Consider the following 17,132-nt stretch of genomic DNA (forward strand, 5'->3'; position numbering starts at 1 on the left):
ATCACAATATGTTTTATATCAGTTGCTTGTAGTTCAAAAAAAAGTGACTACGTTTAAACATGTTGCGGCTGGATACAGGCCCAACCCATGAGGTGAGGCGACACAAGGTTCGATCTCCCCCACAAACAAAATTGCAGAGGCTTCATATGAACAAAACACTGATTACCTTGCTGGTTTCAGGCTTGCTTGCGGCCAACGCTCAGGCAGCCGGACAAGACAATACCTGGTATGGCGGTGCCAAACTGGGTTGGTCCAACTTCTACGGCGTCGACGAGAGCAACAGCATCTCCACGGAAGACAAGGACGACGATGAAGTGGGCGCCGGTGTCTTCGGGGGTTACCAGATCAACCAGAATCTGGGGATTGAACTGGGTTACGACTACCTCGGCAAGCTCAAGTACAACGGCACCAGAAATTCCGCCGTCTTCAACGACTCCGTTGAGGCGCAACTGGCCCAGTTGACCCTGAAGCTCGGCTTCCCGGTGGCTGAGAACCTGGATCTCTATGGTCGCATCGGTGGCGGCTATGGTTGGACCAGCAGCGACAACCTGGACAGTGACAACGACTTCACCTTCGTCGGTGCACTCGGTGCCGAATACGCCTTCAACCTGGATTGGGCTGCCCGCCTCGAGTACCAGTACAGCTCTCCTTATGGCAGCCGTGACGACACCGGCCTGCGCATGGACAACGGCCTGCTCTCGCTGGCCGCCGTCTACCGCTTCGGTCAGGTAGCGGAAGCGATGCCGGTCGCCGCCCCGGCACCGGCGCCGGAACCCGTAGTGGTCGACAAGCAGTTCACCCTGAGCTCGGATGTGCTGTTTGACTTCAACAAGGCGACCCTCAAGCCGGAAGCCGGTCAGGCGCTGGATACCCTCTACAACGATATCGAAGCGGCCAGACCCAAGGATGGCTCGGCCACCGTCATCGGCTACACCGATCGCCTCGGCTCGGACGCCTATAACCAGAAGCTGTCCGAGCAGCGCGCACAGACCGTCGCCGACTATCTGGTTGGCAAGGGACTGCCAGCCGGCAAGGTCAACGTGGAAGGTCATGGCGAGAGCTCACCGGTCACCGGCGACAGCTGCAGCAGCGGCACCAAGAACGAGCTGATCGTCTGCCTGGCCCCGGATCGCCGGGTTGAGGTCAAGGTGCAAGGGGTCTCCGAGGTTCAGCAATAACCTCACCCCATCTGCAATGGATAACAAAACGGGAGGCCCAGGCCTCCCGTTTTTCATTCCATCATCCGGCGATCAGGCGCGCTTGCGCAGATCCGCCGCGATCTGATCGAGCAACTGTTGCCAACCCTGTCCCAGTTCGTCGACCAGCGGCCCGTAGCCATCATCAGGCAGTACTCGCACCTGCTGGAAGGGCATGTCCCGCAGCACAGTGCCCTCTTCCGTCAGCAGCCGCCAGCGACCGCTCAACACGGCACGACCATCGTGCCGGCCCTGGAAGCGCTCCACCGAGATGGTCAGGACGGGTCCCTTACGGGCCCCATCCTGCCGTATCACCCAGCCCGGCAGCCGGCTGGAGAGGCCGTTCAGGGTCAGCTGGTTCAGCTGACCGTCGAGGGAGCCCGCCCAGCGATGGTATTCGGCGAAATGCAGCTCGTTGCCAGCCAGCTGATAGACCAGGCTGGCCTTGTCCAGCTGCCCCGACAGGGCCACGGGACGCAGCACCAGCTGGTGCTGCGGCTGTGCCGCCACGGTCGGGGCCGGCTGATTATCCGTGTCGAGCGAGTAGTAATGCAGGCTGGTGGGGGCCGAACCACAACCCGCCAGCAGGCCCAGCAAGGCCAGGCTCATCATCCGTTTCTTCATCATTTTCCTCGCTTGGGCTCAGGATCCTGGGGATGGGCGCGATCGAAGATCAGCGAACTCGGCTGCTCATTCAATGAATGCACCAGGGGTTGCAACTCACCCATCAGCTGATTGAGTGACTGCACCGATTGGCGCAGCTCCTGATTGGTCTGGGAGCCGGCGTCATAGGCCTGCAGGGTATCCTGCAACTGCTTGAGACTCTGGTTGAGAGAGACAGGCAACTGCTGGGTCGCACTCTGGCCGGTGAACTGCTCCAGATTGGCACTCACGGCCTTGATGTGCTTGAGCGTCTTGTCCAGGGTCACCAGAGTGCTGTTGACCTGAGTCAGGGTGGTGCTCATGTCCATGTCGACGAACTTGTCGAGGATGAGGTTCACCTTGCGTTCGATCTGATCCAGCCCGGCCTGCTCGGTCGGGAACACCTGATAGCCCGCCAGCTTTATCGGCTGATAGGGGGGGGCATCCGGGTAGAAGTTGAGATCCACCACCTTGCCACCGGTCAGCAGACTGGAGGTCTTGAGGGTCGCCCTCAGCCCCTCCTTGAACTGCTTGCTGAACAGGGCACGCCACTGCTCCTTCTCCGCATTGGCATAGCGATGGGAGAGCCGCTGCACCTCGATCCGCGCCAACACGGGGATCTGGCGATTCTGGAAGATCTGCACGCCCTTGTCGTCGATGAGATAGGGGGCCGAGATGACAGTGCCGACCCGGATGCCGCGATACTGCACCGCCGCACCGGGGTGCAGGCCACCCACGTCACCCTCGAACAGGAAGACGTAGTCGATGAACTGATCCAGGCTACCCGCCAGCACGCTCGCCTCATCCTGGAACAGGACGAACTCATCCTGCTGCTTGACCGGCTCGCCGGGCGTCCAGCCGGGGGGCAGCCCCATGGTGATGCCGCCATCGAGCAGGCTCTCCAGCGAGTCCATCTTGACCTTCATCCCCTCGCTGCTCATGGAGACCTCGAAGCCCGGCGTCAGCCAGAAGCGGGAGTTGCTGCTCACCAGGATGTCGTAGGGGGCATTGATGAAGAGCTGGTACTTCATCTCGCTCTTCTCGGGCAGGAACTTGGCCTCCTCTACCTGGCCTACGGTGAAGCCCTGATAGCTGATGGGCGAGCCCACACCCAGTGCCCGTGCATCACGGCTGGTGAGGGAGAGCCGCAGCCCCTTGGCATCCAGCGAGGCCAGCGGCGGTATGTCCAGCATGGCATATTCACCGCGCGCCCTGCCCTTCTTGCCGGGGGAAAGCTCGATGTAGGCGCCGGAGAGCAGGGTGCCGAGGCCGGAGACCCCTTCCCGCCCGACCCTGGGCTTGACCACCCAGAACTGGCTGTCCTTCTTGAGCATGCCGGCCGCGCCATTGGTCAGGCGGGCCTTCAGCACGGCATGGCTGTAATCCTTGCTGAGCTCCACCGCCTCGATGCGGCCCACCTCCACCTCGCGGGAACGGATCACCGTCTTGCCCGCCACTATGCCCTCGGCGGTGGCCACGGTCAGGGTGAAGCTGGGGCCCTGCGAATACCAATGCTGGAACAGCATCCAGGCTCCGATGAACAGGGCCAGCATGGGCACCATCCAGATAGCGGCGGCCGAGCTCAGGAAGTCCGAGCCGGGTTTCCACCTTTTCTTACGCTCACTCACGTTCGCGTTCTCCTTGTTGTAAATCCCAGATCAGGCGGGAATCGAAACTCATGGCGGCCACCATGGTGATCAACACTACCCCGGCAAAGGCGACGGCCGCGGGGCCCGGATAAATGGTCATCAGATTATCGAGCCGGATGAGGCCTGCCAATATGGCCACCACGAAGACGTCGATCATCGACCAGCGCCCCACAAATTCGGTCATGCGATAGAGTTTCAGCTTGCGCAGCGGCGAGTCACCCTGACCGCGCTGCACCATGTAACAGAGCCACAGCAGCGCCAGGATCTTTACCAGCGGTACCACCACGCTGGCGATGAAGATGATGGCGGCTATGGGATAGGAGCCCATGCCCCACAGCAAAATCACCCCGCCCAAAATGGTCGAGGGGCTGTCGTCCCCCAGGAAGACGGTGTCCATGATGGGATAGAGGTTGGCGGGGACATAAAGGATCACCGAGGTGATGAGCAGCGCCCAGGTGCGGTTGAGGCCACCGGGCTTGCGTTGATGCAGACGGTCGCCACAACGGGAGCAGGTGTCGGCATCGGCGTCGCTCAGGGCGCCGCAGATGTGGCAGCCCACCAGCCCGGACTCCATGGCACCGGCCTCGGGATCCAGCTCCCGCGCCTCGGTCGGGCCAAACAACCGCTGCCACAGCCACATCCGATCCAGCGACGAGATCATCTTGATGAGCAGCAGGGTGTAGCCAACGAAGGCCCAGAACGACAGCCCCATCTTGATATCCGCCATGCCCATCAGCTTGACCAGGGAGATGAGCACCCCGATCAGGAAGACATCCACCATCAACCAGGGCTTGATCCGGCACAGCAGGCGGCCGAGGGAGCGCAGGGCATTGCTGTGCATCTCTTTATCTAGGCGCCACAGCACCAGCATGATGGAGCCGACATAGACCAGCGGCAGGCCGATCAGGGTCAGGCTCAGCACGGCCCCCAGAAACAGGTAGCCCTGCGCCACCAGGGTGGTGATGCACTGCAGGAAGGTCATCTCCTGCCCCACCCCGTGGGATGAGAACGACATGAAGGTGAAGGCGTTGGAGAGCCCGAACATGATGAGGGCAGCGAAGCCATAGGCCAGCGGCCTGCGCTCCTGCTGTGGCAGATGCTGACTCAGGGTATGACCGCAGCGCGGGCAACTGCTCGCCTCCCCCACCGCCAGCGTGGTCGCCGGCACCAGCAAGTCGCACTCTTCGCAGGCCGTCGCGTCATGGGTATAGGTGATTGGGTGTTGGTGTGAAACCGGATGCAAGATAGGACCCCAGCATGAGGCCGCAAACGGCCAGAGGCGCCAATTATTGCAGCCACCGCCATTAACCACCAGCCCTGTTCATGTACAGAACCTTAAGCGCCGCGAGATACATGCCAATACTGCGCTACGGGGCAAAGGTGGCGTTTGAACCAGTTCGGCCCGGCATCAAGGGCTCAAAGGGGCATATTTATCTGCCGTTTTGCTAAAGCACCCGCACATCCAGCCCTGTTCACCGGCGCTTTCGTGGTGGGGTAGAGAATGACTTTGACAAGCCAGTGGCCATTTAGCACAATCAAACGCCACTTTTTTTCCGCGGGACAATAATTTATGACAACTGAATCCCCAAGCTACTCTACGATTGAGCAAGCCTTCTCCCTTGGGAACGGGCAAGATTCTGCCCTTAACTGGTTGCGCAAGAACCGCAGTCAGGTCGCCATCTTCCTGGTGAGCGGCATCAAGCTGGAAGGGACCATCAGCGGCTTCGATCAGTACAGCGTGCTGCTGACCGATGCCCATGGCAACCAGCAGCTGGTCTACAAGGCCAAGATCTCCACCATCGCCATGCACTCCGGTCGCCCGGCGGTCAGCATCCAGCGGGCTCGCAAGCCACGCGTTTCCATGGCGCCGCGCCCCCATGGCGCCCCGAGTCGCTATGACGACAATCAGGGCGGCAGCAGCGAGCAGTGATGCTCGCCCCATCGCCATCCTGAGCCAGCTCCTCGCTACGTCAGCCAGTGACGAAGCGCATGTCCACTCTCATGTTTATCGCCTGTCCCGTATGAGAGTGGACTTTTTCCATGCCTTGACCGGGCAATAGCCCCATCCACTCAGTAGCTCAAGCCGACCGGTTCTCCTTCCCTGATCATGCAAACCTGCATCCCTGCGGCCTCACCGGCCTGGGCACCTATGCCCGTATCCTCGAACACCAGACAGCTGCCCGGCTCGACCCCGAGTCGCCGTGCCACCAGCAGGAAGGTGTCCGGATGAGGTTTATGCAGATCCACGTCATCGGCGGTGACCACCACGGGGAAGTAGCGATCCAGCCCGGTGTTGCGCAGCACGGCCTCGGCGTTGATGCGGGGAGAGCCCGTGCCTATCCCCATGGGGATCAGGCCGTGATAACGCTTGACCAGCTCCAGCATGGCCGGGAAGGGGGTCGCCTTGTGCAGATTGGCTACGTAATGCTCCGTCTTGCAGCGGGTCACGATCAGCGGATCCAGCGCTATCTGCTGCACCTCGGCCACCAGCAGCGCGATCTTGCGGCTGGGCATGCCACCCAGCTCATAGAACCAGTCGGCATCGAACTGGAAGCCAAACTCGCGGGCGCAGTGCTCCCAGGCGGCCAGGTGCAATGGCATGGAGTCCACCAGGGTACCGTCGAGGTCGAAAACCAGGCCTTGAAATCCGGATAGGGTCATGGTGCAGGATCTGTCTTGTGAAAATGGGCCCCCATTCTAGCCAGAGCCGCACCTCATCGCCATGAGCCAGATGACGGGAAACGCTTGCTCCCACATTTCTGTGACGGCAGGCCCAATCACTTGCCATAAGCGAGCTGAGGGCGGCGATAAAGAAGGCCGGCCTGAGGGCTCAGCGATAGGCCAGGGTGCAGGCCCGTCCCTGTGACTTGGCATCATAGAGCGCCCGATCCGCCTGCTCGGTCAGCGTCTGCCAGCCCTTGTCCGATGAGGGGATCAGATAGCTGAAACCAATGCTGACCGTGAGTGTCGCCGTCACCCTGGAGGCCGGATGCGCGATCTGCAACCGATCGAGCCCCTGGTGGATCTGCTCCGCCAGCAGCTCCGCCTCCCCCGCCTGCGGGGCACACAGCAGGATGACGAACTCCTCGCCACCATAGCGGGCCACCAGGTTGGTTCGGCGCCGCTCCGTCTCCTGCAGCAGGGCCGCCACCTGTTGCAGGCATCTATCCCCCTTGCCGTGGCCGAAGTGATCGTTGTAGGACTTGAACTCATCCACGTCGATCATCAGCACCGCCAATACCCCCTGATGGCGGCGAGCCCGCTCCCACTCCCGCTCCATGGTGATGTCCCACTGCCGGCGGTTGGCGATCCCGGTCAGGGGATCTTCCAGCGACAGCAGGGAGAGCCGCCGGTTCGCCTCCTCCAGCTCCCGGTTGGTGTCGGCCAGTTGCCGGGTCCGTTCCAACACCCTGAGCTCCAGCTCCCGGTTGAAATGCTCCAGCTTGGCCTGGGTGCGCTGACGGATCAGCAGTTGGGAGAGCACGGCGGCATACTGCTTGAAGATCTCGCTCTGGTAGGTCTTGAGCGGGCGGCGCCAGAGCAGGTTGTCGGCGGCGATCCAGCCGATCGGGGTAGTGCCGTCCCACAACGACACCATGGCATTCCAGCCGCGCCCCACCACCTGCTTCTCGTAATAGAGCGGGGCATCCTCCAGCACCAGCACATAATCCTTGCGCCGCAGCGCCTCCTGCACGGTGGGATGCTCCGGAATGGGGCTGACAAAGTGGTGCTCATCGATGAGCTCACCCGCCTCGTTGGTGCCCCAGGTGCCGTGCATGGTCTTGAATTCCTTGTCGATCAAGAAGATGGCGATACGATCGAACTGCAGTTCCTGCCGTGCCAGCGCCACCGCATCGTGCAGCAGCCGCTCCTCGCTGTCGCAGCTGGAGAGCTTGACCCCCACCTGATGCAGCGCCTGCAACATGCTGAGGAAGGAGTCCTGCAGGGCCTGGCTGCGGACGAGATCGGCCTGGGTGTGCCGCCGTTGATCCCGCTCCAGATCGACCTGACCGGCCAGCCGCCTGCTCTCCAGCTCGGCGGCGAGGTAGTGCATCAGCAGCTGGATGCTCTGCTGCTGGCGCCGCGGCAGGCGATCGAGGCGGCGCCGGGTCTCCAGATAGAGCACGGCCTCCAGCCCCTGGTGACGCTTGAGCGGGAAGCAGGCACGCAAACGGGGAGCTTCCGGCTCGACGCTGTCCCAGACCGCCTTGGTGGGGGCTATCTGCTCCACCAGCAGCTGGCCGAGATCGAGGGAACGTTCGATGAAGAGGATAGGGAGATCGAGGGAGGTGAGCGAGTCGGCATTCAGGCAGAGCAGCCCCAGTTCGGGCCGGTAGCAGTAGAGCTGGGGCGTGGGTGCCCGCAGCCACAAATAGAGCTGCTCGGCTTCGGTCTTTTCTCTGACCGCCGCCAGCGTCACTTCACAGAGGTGTTCAAAACTGGTGAAGTGCTCCGGATCCCATTCCTGCATGCCTGCTCATCCTTGGTTGTATCCAAGCGAGTATATCGGCAAAGCCAGGCCATTAACTGACCTGGCACTCAAAGCGCGATCCAGAGCCCAGTTTTACAACAAGTTCAAGGCCTGCATGGCCTCGCGGATGCGGGCACGGGTCGCGTCCGACAGCGGCATCACCGGCAGACGGCACTCCTCGCTGCACAGACCCAGCAGGGAGACGGCGTATTTGGCGCCGGCCGGGCTGGGCTCGGCGAACATGGCCTGATGCAGCGGGATCAACTTGTCCTGCAGCTCGCGCGCCGCCTGCCAGTCACCGGCCAGGGTCAGGTTCTGCACCTCGGCCACCAGCTTGGGGGCCACGTTGGCCGTCACCGAGATGCAACCCTGGCCACCGCCGATGTTATAGGCCACGGCGGTGGCATCCTCGCCGGAGAGCCAGGCAAATGGCGTCTTGATCAGCTGACGCTCAATCCAGGGACGGGCCAGATCACCGGTGGCATCCTTCACCCCGGCGATGCGCGGCAACTCGGCCAGCCGGGCCAGGGTCGCCGGTTGCACGTCGACGATGGCGCGCGGCGGTATGTTGTAGACGATGATCGGCTTGCTGGTGGCGTCATGGACCGCCTTGAAGTGGTGGAACAGCCCTTCCTGATTGGGGCGATTGTAGTAACCGGCCACGTGCAGGGTGGCATCCGCCCCGGCCCGCTCGGCATGCAAGGTATATTCGATGGCCTCGACCGGGTTGTTGGAGCCGGCACCGGCGATGACAGGCACGCGTCCCGCCACCTGCTTGACCACCAGCTCCACCACCCGGCAGTGCTCATCGTGGGTCAGGGTCGGGCTCTCCCCCGTGGTGCCGACCGGCACTATGCCGTGCGTTCCCTGCTCTATGTGCCACTCCACCAGACGAGCCAGTGCGGCCTCATCCAGCTGGCCCTGACGAAATGGGGTGATCAGGGCAACTATCGAACCTTGAAACATGGGATTTCCTTCTCCTAAACGTATGGATTGGCCAATAAAAAGCCCCGGTACTGGGGTCGCTACCGGGGCTGGAATCGTCTCAGGGATGAGAGGTTACGCGCGCACGTCAGCAGGCCCGGGGGTCAGGCTTTGTTTATGCTTTCGTTTCGATACGCGCAGCCGCATTGCATCATCTCTGGGTAAATAAGGTGTCTTGGCATATTTCGGGAACACGGCATAAATGTCAAGGCGAAAGCGGCCATGTATAATGGCCGCCCAAAATTGCGTGGAGAGACCCAATGAGCCGTCCTATCAGTGCCGTCAGCCAGATGCTGGAACGTAACCAAGCCCTCTTTGTCGGCAAGCGGCTGTTGATCTGCGGCGCCCTGGAGGATGACTATCCTCGCCAGCTGGCCGAACTGGCCGCTAGCCTGACGGTCTTCACGACGGATTATTGCTACTACCTCAGCCAGCAGGCCGCCCTGGGTGACGACATCCTGTTCGATCACCAGCTCGGCGGCGCTCCCCGCTTCGATGCCCTGCTGCTGCTGATGCCCAAGGCCAAGGCCGAGGCGCAGTACCTGCTGGCCATGATGACCCCCTTGCTGGAGGCGGGTGCCGATCTGCTGCTGGCGGGCGAGAACAGAGGCGGCATCAACGGGGCCGACAAGCTGCTGGCGCCCTATGGTGACCGGCCCATCAAACGGGACTCCGCCCGCCGCTGCTCCCTCTATCATGCCGAACTGAGCAAGCCGGTCGCCCCGTTCGAGCTGGACGCCTGGTTCAGTCGCTATGAGTGCCGGGCCGGGGCAACGGATCTGACCGTCATGGCCCTGCCCGGGGTGTTCAGCGCCGACGGGCTGGATCTCGGCAGCCAGATGCTGCTGGCCAGCCTGCCCCCCATGCGGGGCAAGCTGCTCGACTTCGGCTGTGGTGCCGGCGTCATCGGCTCGGTGCTGGCCAAGCGCAATCCCGAGTTGAGCGTCAGCATGGTGGACATCAGTGCCCTTGCGCTGGAATCCAGCCGCCGTACCCTGGCCGTCAACGGCCTGCAGGGACAAGTCTATGCCTCCGATGTCTATTCGAATATTGCCGAAAAATTCCAACATATCGTCTCGAATCCCCCCTTCCATGCCGGGCTCAAGACCTTCTATGCCGCCACCGAAACCTTCCTGGCCGAGGCACCGGCCTTCCTGACCGCCAACGGCTCCCTGACCATAGTCGCCAATGCCTTCCTGCGATACCAACCTATACTGGATACGCACTTCAAACGGACCGAGGTGATCGGCAGCGATGCCAAATTCAGGGTGTATCTGGGCAAAGCGTAAATAAGTCTAACTGTTGTAATAAAACCAGTAGAGAGTGCCAGATGGGATCTGATAAGGTATCAGGAAAACGATTTCCACCCCTTTAGGGGTGTTTTTTTGCAGCAAGTTGAAAACCTTTTCAAGCAGGGAGATAGAGAAGATGGCAGGCATATTGACCATGATTCTGGCGGGGGGAGAAGGCACTCGCCTCCAGCCGTTGACCACCACTCGCAGCAAGCCTTCTGTGCCCTTTGGCGGCAGTTATCGCTTGATCGACTTCGTCCTCAACAACTTCGTCAACGCCGACTTCCTGCGCATCTATGTGCTCACCCAGTTCAAGTCCCAGTCCCTCTACCTGCACATGAAGAAGGGCTGGAACATCGTCGGCATCACCGACCGCTTCATCGACCCCATTCCGGCCCAGATGCGAATGGGCAAGCGCTGGTATGACGGCACGGCAGACGCCATCTATCAGAACCTGCGCTTCATCGAGACCTCGGATCCCGAGCATGTCTGCATCTTTGGCTCCGATCACATCTACAAGATGGACGTGAGCCAGATGGTCACCTTCCACAAGCAGAAGGCTGCCGCCATGACGGTGGCGGCGCTGCGCATGCCCATCGCGGAGGCGAGCGCCTTCGGGGTGATCGAGGTGGATCAGGAGGGGCGGATGATCGGCTTCGAAGAGAAGCCCAAACATCCCAAGCACATCCCCGGGGATCCGAGCCAGGCCCTGGTCTCCATGGGCAACTACATCTTCGAAACCGAGACCCTCTACCGCGAGCTGAAGCGGGATGCCGCCGAGGAGAACTCCAGCCACGACTTCGGCAAGGACATCATCCCCAGCCTCTACCCGCGCACCCCTGTCTATGTCTACGACTACAGCACCAACGTGATCCCGGGCGAGAAGCCCAATGTCTACTGGCGTGACGTGGGCACGCTTGACTCTTATTGGCAGGCGCACATGGACCTGGTCGCCGACGACGCTCCCTTCTCGCTCTACAACCGCAAGTGGCCGCTGCACACCCATTATCCGCCCCTGCCGCCCGCCACCTTCATCGACACCGATGAGTGCAAGGTCAAGATCGCCAACTCCCTGATCGCCGGCGGTTGTTTCATCCAGGGCAGCCAGATCCAGCGCTCCATCCTGGGGTTCAGCTGCAACATAGGGCCCTGCAGCCACATCAGCGAATCCGTGCTGTTGGGGGATGTGAAGATAGGTGAGGGCTGCTCAATTCGGCGCGCCATCATCGATAAAAACGTTGAAATTGCACCCGGCACCGTGATCGGTGAGAATCTGGACCATGATCGAGAGAGGTTTACCGTATCCGAAGGCGGTATCGTCGTGGTACCTAAGGGAGCAAGAGTTGGCTATTAACCCACTGAAAATCCTGTTTGTTGCCTCGGAGGTTGAGGGGCTGGTGAAGACCGGGGGCCTGGCGGATGTGGCCAGAGCCCTGCCACTGTATCTGGCCCGGCAGGGCCACGACGTCCGTATCATCCTGCCCTTCTACAAGACACTCAAGCGCCGGGACGAGGCCAAGCTGATCGCCTCGCGCTGGCTGCCGACGCCGCCGGATCGGGCCGACATCAGCTACCGCATCTATCAGCTGGAGCTGGACGGGATCTGTGTCTATCTGCTCGACTGCCCGCAATATTTCGAGCGGCCCCAGCTCTATGCCGAGAACAACCAGGCCTATCCCGACAACGGCGAGCGTTTCGCCTTCCTGGCGGCGGCGGCCCTGCACGCCTGCGAGCAGCTCGACTTCGCCCCCGACATAGCACACTGCAACGACTGGCATACCGGCCTGCTGCCGCTGCTGCTCAAGACCCGGCACGCCCATAATCCCTTCTTCCAGCACACCCGCTCGGTGATCAGCATCCATAATGCGGCCTTTCAGGGAGTGTTCGATCGCCCGCAGTTCTGGGCCGTGCCCGAGATCACCGACTACGAGCAGCGCATCAGCTACGACTACGGTCACATCAACCTGCTCAAGTGCGGGGTGCTCTATGCCGACAAGATCAATGCGGTCAGCCCCAATTACGCCAGCGAGCTGCTGACCCACCTGGGTGCCCATGGCATGGCCAGTGTGTTCCAGCAGCGGGCGGCCGACCTGCGCGGCATCCTCAACGGCTGCGACTATCAGGATTGGGATCCGGCGTTCGATGAGCTGCTGCCCGCCACCTATGATGGCGACAACCTCGCCGGCAAAGCCGTCTGCAAGCAGACCCTGCAGCAGGAGACCGGCCTGCCCGTCGCCGAGCTGCCCATCTATGGCATGGTGTGCCGCCTGACCGAGCAGAAAGGGGTGCACCTGCTGATCCCGACCCTGGACAAGTTCCTGCAACACCAGGTGCAGATGGTGATCGTGGGTTCTGGTGATCCCTCCCTCGCCGCCCAGCTGCAAGCCATAGCCGCGCAACACCCGGACAAGTTCGCCTTCATCAACGCCTATGATGATCGGTTGGCCCACCTGGTGGAGGCCGGTGCCGACTTCTTCCTGATGCCCTCCCTGTTCGAGCCCTGTGGTCTCAACCAGATGTACAGCCTCGCCTACGGCACCCTGCCGCTGGTGCGGGCGGTCGGCGGCCTGAAAGACACAGTGGTGGACTGGGCGGCCGATCCTGCACTGGCCACCGGTTTCTGCTTCAACGATCCCACCGCCAGCACCCTGCTCGATGCCATGCGCCGCAGCCTGCTCCATTACCTGCAGGATCCCGTGCGTTTCGCCCAGGTGCAACGCAATGCCATGCACACCCGCTTCAACTGGGCGGACTCGGTGACCCAGTACGAACAGATGTACCGGGATGCACTGGCCCCTGTTCGACGCTGATTTGCTGAAGTTTTGTGCCCTTAACACGGCTTTACCCGTCAACAGCGAAAAAAGTCACCTTTGGCTGTTGACGCCCCCCCAAAACTCTATAAAATCCCCCACCGCAGTGATGCGAAGGTGGCGGAATTGGTAGACGCGCTAGCTTCAGGTGTTAGTGTCCCACGGATGTGAGGGTTCGAGTCCCTCTCTTCGCACCATACTGCAACATGCTTCATCGGTGGCATGTAAAATAAGATTGATGACCCAATGTGCGAAGGTGGCGGAATTGGTAGACGCGCTAGCTTCAGGTGTTAGTGTCCCACGGATGTGAGGGTTCGAGTCCCTCTCTTCGCACCATGCTTTTATCGGACAGCATGTAAATCCAGACTGATAACCCAAGATGTGCGAAGGTGGCGGAATTGGTAGACGCGCTAGCTTCAGGTGTTAGTGCCCCCCGGGTGTGAGGGTTCGAGTCCCTCTCTTCGCACCATGATTCTGACATGTAAAAACAGAGCGATGCGTTCCAACCGCATTTAAAAATAAGCTGGAGAAAAAAACAGTGTGCGAAGGTGGCGGAATTGGTAGACGCGCTAGCTTCAGGTGTTAGTGTCCCACGGATGTGAGGGTTCGAGTCCCTCTCTTCGCACCATCTATTATGCAAAAGGCCCATCACGCAAGTGATGGGCCTTTTGTTTTTGGCCTCGCCGTGGCTATGCTCTTGCTAGTCCAACACCATCAACAAGGACGCCCGATGATCCTGGATACCGACATTCACAACTTCTATGAGCAGCTGGTGCTCAAGGAGATAGAGAAACAGGGACTGAGTCAGACGCTGAGCTCCCACCAGCTGGCCGATCTCTGCTGCCTGACCCTGAACCAGCTCCCCTCTCACTACATCCGCCACAACGTCGACATGATCTACTTCATGACCGAGGCCCAGCGTGCCGAGATGGAGCAGAAGGTCATCGCCTCGCTTCAGCAGGCGCACGAAAAAATCCAGGCAGTCCCCTCTCGCTGACTAGGACCAGGACTGCTGCCAGAGCAAGGCCACGACCCCGGTCATGCCGGCGACTGGCAGCAGGATCAGCACCGGCCTCAGTTTGGGTTCCAACATGACCCAGGCCGCCAGCACAAAGCCCAGGCTCCACACCCCGTACGCCTTGTCCTGACCCCAGCCCAGTACCGCCAGCAAGCCCGCCAACAGCAGGCACCTCACTATCCAGATCATGGTGAACATCCCTTTCGCATCATTCGATAACGATTATCATTTGTATTTTAGCATAGTGCTATCGGACTTTTCTATCGGCGTCGGATGTCTCATCGGGGCAAACAGGGCACTCAAAAACGGGTCATGAGATCAACTAATTTGTAAGTTTTTCAATCAAAACTGCATTTTTGCTAAATGTGTTGGGATTTTAGACCCTGAGTTTGTGGTAGATTGCGGCCTCTTTTTGGGTTGCCCCCTCGGGATACAAGTATCCACAGGACGAGAGGGAGCGACCTTGGCGAGCAAGAGTTTAGGAAGTATCTATGCAAAACCAACATAACCACATTCGACTGCCTAACATGCCACAGGTGTTTGCCTGCCTGGCCATTTTCCTGGCCCTGGCCTTCTCCTTCACCAGCGTGCTCGACTTGCCAATCCAGTTGGCACTGTTCATCGCCTGGTTCGTCATCATGGGACTCGGCATCCGGCTCGGCCATGATTACAAATCCTTGGAGCAGGCCGCCGTCGACGGTGTCGCCAAGGGCATGGGCGCCATCCTGATACTGGTCTCCGTCGGTGCCCTGGTCGGCACCTGGATCGCGGGCGGCATAGTCCCCAGCATCATCTACTTCGGGCTCAAGGTGATACACCCGTCCATCTTCCTGCTGGCGACCCTGATCATCTGCTCCCTCACCTCCCTTGCCACCGGCACCTCCTGGGGCTCGGCGGCCACCGCCGGCATCGCCATGATGGGCATAGGCCACAGCCTGGGCGTGCCTGCACCACTGGTGGCCGGTGCCGTACTCTCCGGCGTCTATTTTGGTGACAAGCTCTCCCCACTCTCCGACTCCGTGGTGCTGGCCTCCACCATGTCCAACGTCGACGTGGTGGAGCACATCAAGGGCATGCTGCCCATCAGCCTGTTCTCCTATGTCATCACGGCGGCCCTGTTCACCGTGGTCGGCATGCAGTACTCGGGCAACGTCAGCCTGGAGCAGGTCAACCTGGTGATGGAGGCGCTCGACAAGCAGTTCAACATCACCCCGCTGGCCATAGTGCCCGTGATACTGGTGCTGGGGCTGCTGGCCAACCGCAAGCCCGCCTTCCCGGTGATCAGCTTCGGCGCCCTGCTCGGCCTGGTCTGGGCCATCGCCTTCCAGGACATGGATCCGGTCAAGGCCATGCACTCCGCCTACAGCCCGTTCGCCATCACCTCGGGGGTCGACTTCATCGACAACATCCTGGGCCGCGGCGGCATGGAGTCCATGCTGGGCTCGGTGGCGGTCATCATCTTCGGGCTGGGCTTCGGCGGCCTGCTGGAGAAGGTCGGCATCCTGGCGGTGATCGCCAGCGCCTTCGAGAAGCGCATCAACAGCGTCGGCAGCCTGACCAGCCACACCATAGCCACCGCCTTCCTGGCCAACGTGTTCGGCTCGGCCATGTATGTGTCGCTGATCCTGACCCCCAAGATCATGGCCAAGAACTACGACCGGCTGGGGCTGGAGCGCAAGAACCTCTCCCGCAACGCCGAGTTCGGTGGCACCCTCACCTGCGGCATGGTGCCCTGGAGCGACAACGGCATCTTCATGGCCGGGGTGCTGGGGGTGGCGACCCTGGATTACCTGCCCTACATGTGGCTCAGCTTCACCTGCATCCTGGTGACCATCACCCTCGCCTACCTGGGCAAGGCGGTGAACCGGATCCCGGTGATCGAGGCGGCCAGTTCTCGCTAAGCATTCAAAAACAATGACAAAGGCGCCTGCGGGCGCCTTTTGTTTGGACGGGATTCGAGGTTAAGCTGGCAACCAACCTCGTCGCTCGTGGCAGGATGCCCAGATGAACTTTACCTTTCGCCAGATCCGCTATTTCGTGGCCGTGGCCGACAGCTTCTCGGTGAGCCGCGCCGCCGCCGAGCTGCACATCTCCCAGTCGGCGGTCACCAGCGCCATCCGCGAGCTGGAGACCGAGCTCGGCGCCGCCCTGTTCGAGCGCAACCCCCGTGGCGTCAGCCTCACCGCCCAGGGTCACCAGTTCCTGCTCCATGCCAGACGCATCCTGGGCGCCATGACGGAGGCGGGCCAGTCCCTCAAGGCGGTGGCACAGCAGGATCAGGGCCAGCTCACCATAGGGGTAACCACGCTGGTAGCCGGTTACTACCTGTCGGAGGCGCTCGGCCGCTTCCGGCGCGCCTTCCCGGCGGTGCGCATCGAGGTGAAGGAGGACGAGCAGCCGTTTCTCGAGCATCAGATCGTCAACGGCGAGGTGGACGTGGGGATCCTGATGACCAACCGCACCATCCGTCAGGAGGCGTTCGATACCGAGCTGCTGACCCGCTCGCCGCTGCGGCTCTGGCTCGCCGCCAATCACCCCCTCTGCGCCGAATCGACCCTCTCCCTCAAGGCGCTGAGCGAGGAGCCCATGATCTCCCTCACCGCCGATCAGCTGGATCAGATCATCGGCTCTGGCCTGCGCCGCTACGGCATCCAGCCCCGCATAGTGCTGCGCACCGCCTCGGTGGAGGCGGTGCGCAGCCTGGTGGCCAGCCAGCTCGGCGCCGCTCTGCTGCCGGACTTCGCCTACCGCCCCTGGTCGCTGGAACAGGAGCGGGTCGAGGCCCGCGCCATCAAGGAACCCATCCCCGCCATCGACATCGGCCTGGTGTGGCGGCGCGGCTCACACCTGAGTTGGACCGCCCGTGAATTCATCGACATAGTGCGGGATCAGAGCCGGCTGCGGGCCCGCCAGACGGCCTCCCGCTAGGAGCATCCCCCCGAACGCCACGAAAATTCAGATTCATATGCACTCGATATCGATTTAGTAGATACCTGGGCGATTAAAAATTGAAATTCTCATTACTGCTCGCTTCTCCTACGCTCATGACTGGTTAACAGGATGTTAATGC

15 protein-coding genes and 4 tRNA genes are annotated in these 17,132 nt (G+C 61.2%); 12 read left to right on the forward strand and 7 right to left on the reverse strand.

Translation table 11 applies throughout. The features are described 5' to 3' along the window. Window positions 1-146 precede the first annotated feature (146 nt). Window positions 147-1,178, forward strand: coding sequence for a porin OmpA (gene ompA, locus AACW18_RS14915; protein WP_042653152.1), 1,032 nt, complete (start codon window positions 147-149; stop codon window positions 1,176-1,178). 72 nt (window positions 1,179-1,250) lie between these two features. Here ompA and AACW18_RS14920 read toward each other — a convergent pair whose 3' ends face one another. Genes AACW18_RS14920 through AACW18_RS14930 form a run of 3 tightly spaced genes read right to left on the reverse strand, consistent with a single transcriptional unit; the run spans window position 1,251 to window position 4,730 of the window. After that, window positions 1,251-1,820, reverse strand: coding sequence for a PqiC family protein (locus AACW18_RS14920; protein WP_218389105.1), 570 nt, complete (start codon window positions 1,818-1,820; stop codon window positions 1,251-1,253). Beyond that, the gene (gene pqiB / locus AACW18_RS14925) at window positions 1,820-3,466 is read right to left on the reverse strand and encodes an intermembrane transport protein PqiB (protein ID WP_218389106.1); all 1,647 of its coding nucleotides are present in this window, start codon (window positions 3,464-3,466) and stop codon (window positions 1,820-1,822) included. Before pqiB ends, AACW18_RS14920 begins: the two co-directional genes overlap by 1 nt. Beyond that, window positions 3,459-4,730, reverse strand: a complete 1,272-nt coding sequence (locus AACW18_RS14930; protein WP_218389107.1) for a paraquat-inducible protein A — start codon at window positions 4,728-4,730, stop codon at window positions 3,459-3,461. The genes pqiB and AACW18_RS14930 overlap by 8 nt, the downstream gene beginning before the upstream one ends. Before the next feature lie 327 nt (window positions 4,731-5,057). Between AACW18_RS14930 and hfq the strand changes: the two genes are divergently transcribed. Next, window positions 5,058-5,417, forward strand: a complete 360-nt coding sequence (gene hfq / locus AACW18_RS14935; RefSeq protein WP_010675750.1) for an RNA chaperone Hfq — start codon at window positions 5,058-5,060, stop codon at window positions 5,415-5,417. Between the two features lie 140 nt (window positions 5,418-5,557). On the opposite strand, the gene AACW18_RS14940 is transcribed toward hfq, so the two are convergent. The 3 genes from AACW18_RS14940 to dapA form a co-directional block, all read right to left on the reverse strand. Beyond that, window positions 5,558-6,148 carry an HAD family hydrolase gene (locus AACW18_RS14940; RefSeq protein WP_218389108.1) on the reverse strand — a complete coding sequence of 197 codons (591 nt, stop codon included), beginning with the start codon at window positions 6,146-6,148 and terminating at the stop codon, window positions 5,558-5,560. A 169-nt stretch (window positions 6,149-6,317) separates the two neighbouring features. Further along, window positions 6,318-7,958, reverse strand: a complete 1,641-nt coding sequence (locus tag AACW18_RS14945; protein ID WP_218389109.1) for a sensor domain-containing diguanylate cyclase — start codon at window positions 7,956-7,958, stop codon at window positions 6,318-6,320. A 93-nt stretch (window positions 7,959-8,051) separates the two neighbouring features. Beyond that, window positions 8,052-8,924 (reverse strand): 4-hydroxy-tetrahydrodipicolinate synthase, encoded by an 873-nt coding sequence (gene dapA, locus AACW18_RS14950; RefSeq protein ID WP_042653158.1) that lies wholly within the window; start codon window positions 8,922-8,924, stop codon window positions 8,052-8,054. A gap of 278 nt (window positions 8,925-9,202) precedes the next feature. On the opposite strand from dapA, the gene rsmC reads away from it, so the two are divergent. The 8 genes from rsmC (at window position 9,203) to AACW18_RS14990 (ending at window position 14,041) form a co-directional block, all read left to right on the forward strand. Continuing rightward, window positions 9,203-10,231: a 16S rRNA (guanine(1207)-N(2))-methyltransferase RsmC gene (gene rsmC, locus AACW18_RS14955; protein WP_218389110.1), complete on the forward strand. Its 1,029-nt coding sequence runs from the start codon at window positions 9,203-9,205 to the stop codon at window positions 10,229-10,231. A gap of 139 nt (window positions 10,232-10,370) precedes the next feature. Then, window positions 10,371-11,588 (forward strand): glucose-1-phosphate adenylyltransferase, encoded by a 1,218-nt coding sequence (gene glgC / locus AACW18_RS14960; RefSeq protein WP_042653160.1) that lies wholly within the window; start codon window positions 10,371-10,373, stop codon window positions 11,586-11,588. Further along, on the forward strand, window positions 11,578-13,044 hold the full coding sequence (glgA, locus tag AACW18_RS14965) for a glycogen synthase GlgA (RefSeq protein WP_218389111.1): 1,467 nt from the start codon (window positions 11,578-11,580) through the stop codon (window positions 13,042-13,044). The genes glgC and glgA overlap by 11 nt, the downstream gene beginning before the upstream one ends. A 111-nt stretch (window positions 13,045-13,155) precedes the next feature. Beyond that, a tRNA-Leu gene (locus AACW18_RS14970) sits at window positions 13,156-13,241 on the forward strand. Between the two features lie 53 nt (window positions 13,242-13,294). After that, window positions 13,295-13,380: transfer RNA gene (locus tag AACW18_RS14975), tRNA-Leu, on the forward strand. Between the two features lie 47 nt (window positions 13,381-13,427). Further along, window positions 13,428-13,513: transfer RNA gene (locus AACW18_RS14980), tRNA-Leu, on the forward strand. Between the two features lie 73 nt (window positions 13,514-13,586). Beyond that, a tRNA-Leu gene (locus AACW18_RS14985) sits at window positions 13,587-13,672 on the forward strand. Window positions 13,673-13,774: 102 nt separating this feature from the next. Next, window positions 13,775-14,041, forward strand: coding sequence for a late competence development ComFB family protein (locus tag AACW18_RS14990; protein WP_218389112.1), 267 nt, complete (start codon window positions 13,775-13,777; stop codon window positions 14,039-14,041). Here the strand turns inward: AACW18_RS14990 and AACW18_RS14995 are convergent, their stop codons facing one another. Then, on the reverse strand, window positions 14,042-14,251 hold the full coding sequence (locus AACW18_RS14995; RefSeq protein WP_218389113.1) for a hypothetical protein: 210 nt from the start codon (window positions 14,249-14,251) through the stop codon (window positions 14,042-14,044). 302 nt (window positions 14,252-14,553) lie between these two features. Between AACW18_RS14995 and nhaC the strand changes: the two genes are divergently transcribed. Together nhaC and AACW18_RS15005 are read left to right on the forward strand one after the other, a co-directional pair. After that, entirely contained in the window at window positions 14,554-15,963 is a 1,410-nt protein-coding gene (gene nhaC, locus AACW18_RS15000) for a Na+/H+ antiporter NhaC (RefSeq protein ID WP_218389114.1), read from the forward strand. A gap of 103 nt (window positions 15,964-16,066) precedes the next feature. Continuing rightward, window positions 16,067-16,990, forward strand: a complete 924-nt coding sequence (locus AACW18_RS15005; protein WP_033129455.1) for a LysR family transcriptional regulator — start codon at window positions 16,067-16,069, stop codon at window positions 16,988-16,990. Window positions 16,991-17,132: the final 142 nt, after the last annotated feature.

Origin of the sequence: Aeromonas sp. sia0103, assembly GCF_963895295.1 — a bacterium.
Classification (GTDB): Bacteria; Pseudomonadota; Gammaproteobacteria; order Enterobacterales; family Aeromonadaceae; genus Aeromonas; species Aeromonas encheleia.

Bases quoted from the DNA above. Each gene is read 5' to 3' on its own strand.
- AACW18_RS14920 (WP_218389105.1), bottom strand. From the start codon at position 1,820: ATGAAGAAACGGATGATGAGCCTGGCCTTGCTGGGCCTGCTGGCGGGT.
- AACW18_RS14945 (WP_218389109.1), bottom strand. From the start codon at position 7,958: ATGCAGGAATGGGATCCGGAGCACTTCACCAGTTTTGAACACCTCTGT.
- nhaC (WP_218389114.1), top strand. From the start codon at position 14,554: ATGCAAAACCAACATAACCACATTCGACTGCCTAACATGCCACAGGTG.
- rsmC (WP_218389110.1), top strand. From the start codon at position 9,203: ATGAGCCGTCCTATCAGTGCCGTCAGCCAGATGCTGGAACGTAACCAA.
- AACW18_RS14940 (WP_218389108.1), bottom strand. From the start codon at position 6,148: ATGACCCTATCCGGATTTCAAGGCCTGGTTTTCGACCTCGACGGTACC.
- AACW18_RS14990 (WP_218389112.1), top strand. From the start codon at position 13,775: ATGATCCTGGATACCGACATTCACAACTTCTATGAGCAGCTGGTGCTC.
- AACW18_RS14995 (WP_218389113.1), bottom strand. From the start codon at position 14,251: ATGATCTGGATAGTGAGGTGCCTGCTGTTGGCGGGCTTGCTGGCGGTA.
- hfq (WP_010675750.1), top strand. From the start codon at position 5,058: ATGACAACTGAATCCCCAAGCTACTCTACGATTGAGCAAGCCTTCTCC.
- dapA (WP_042653158.1), bottom strand. From the start codon at position 8,924: ATGTTTCAAGGTTCGATAGTTGCCCTGATCACCCCATTTCGTCAGGGC.
- AACW18_RS15005 (WP_033129455.1), top strand. From the start codon at position 16,067: ATGAACTTTACCTTTCGCCAGATCCGCTATTTCGTGGCCGTGGCCGAC.
- glgC (WP_042653160.1), top strand. From the start codon at position 10,371: ATGGCAGGCATATTGACCATGATTCTGGCGGGGGGAGAAGGCACTCGC.
- ompA (WP_042653152.1), top strand. From the start codon at position 147: ATGAACAAAACACTGATTACCTTGCTGGTTTCAGGCTTGCTTGCGGCC.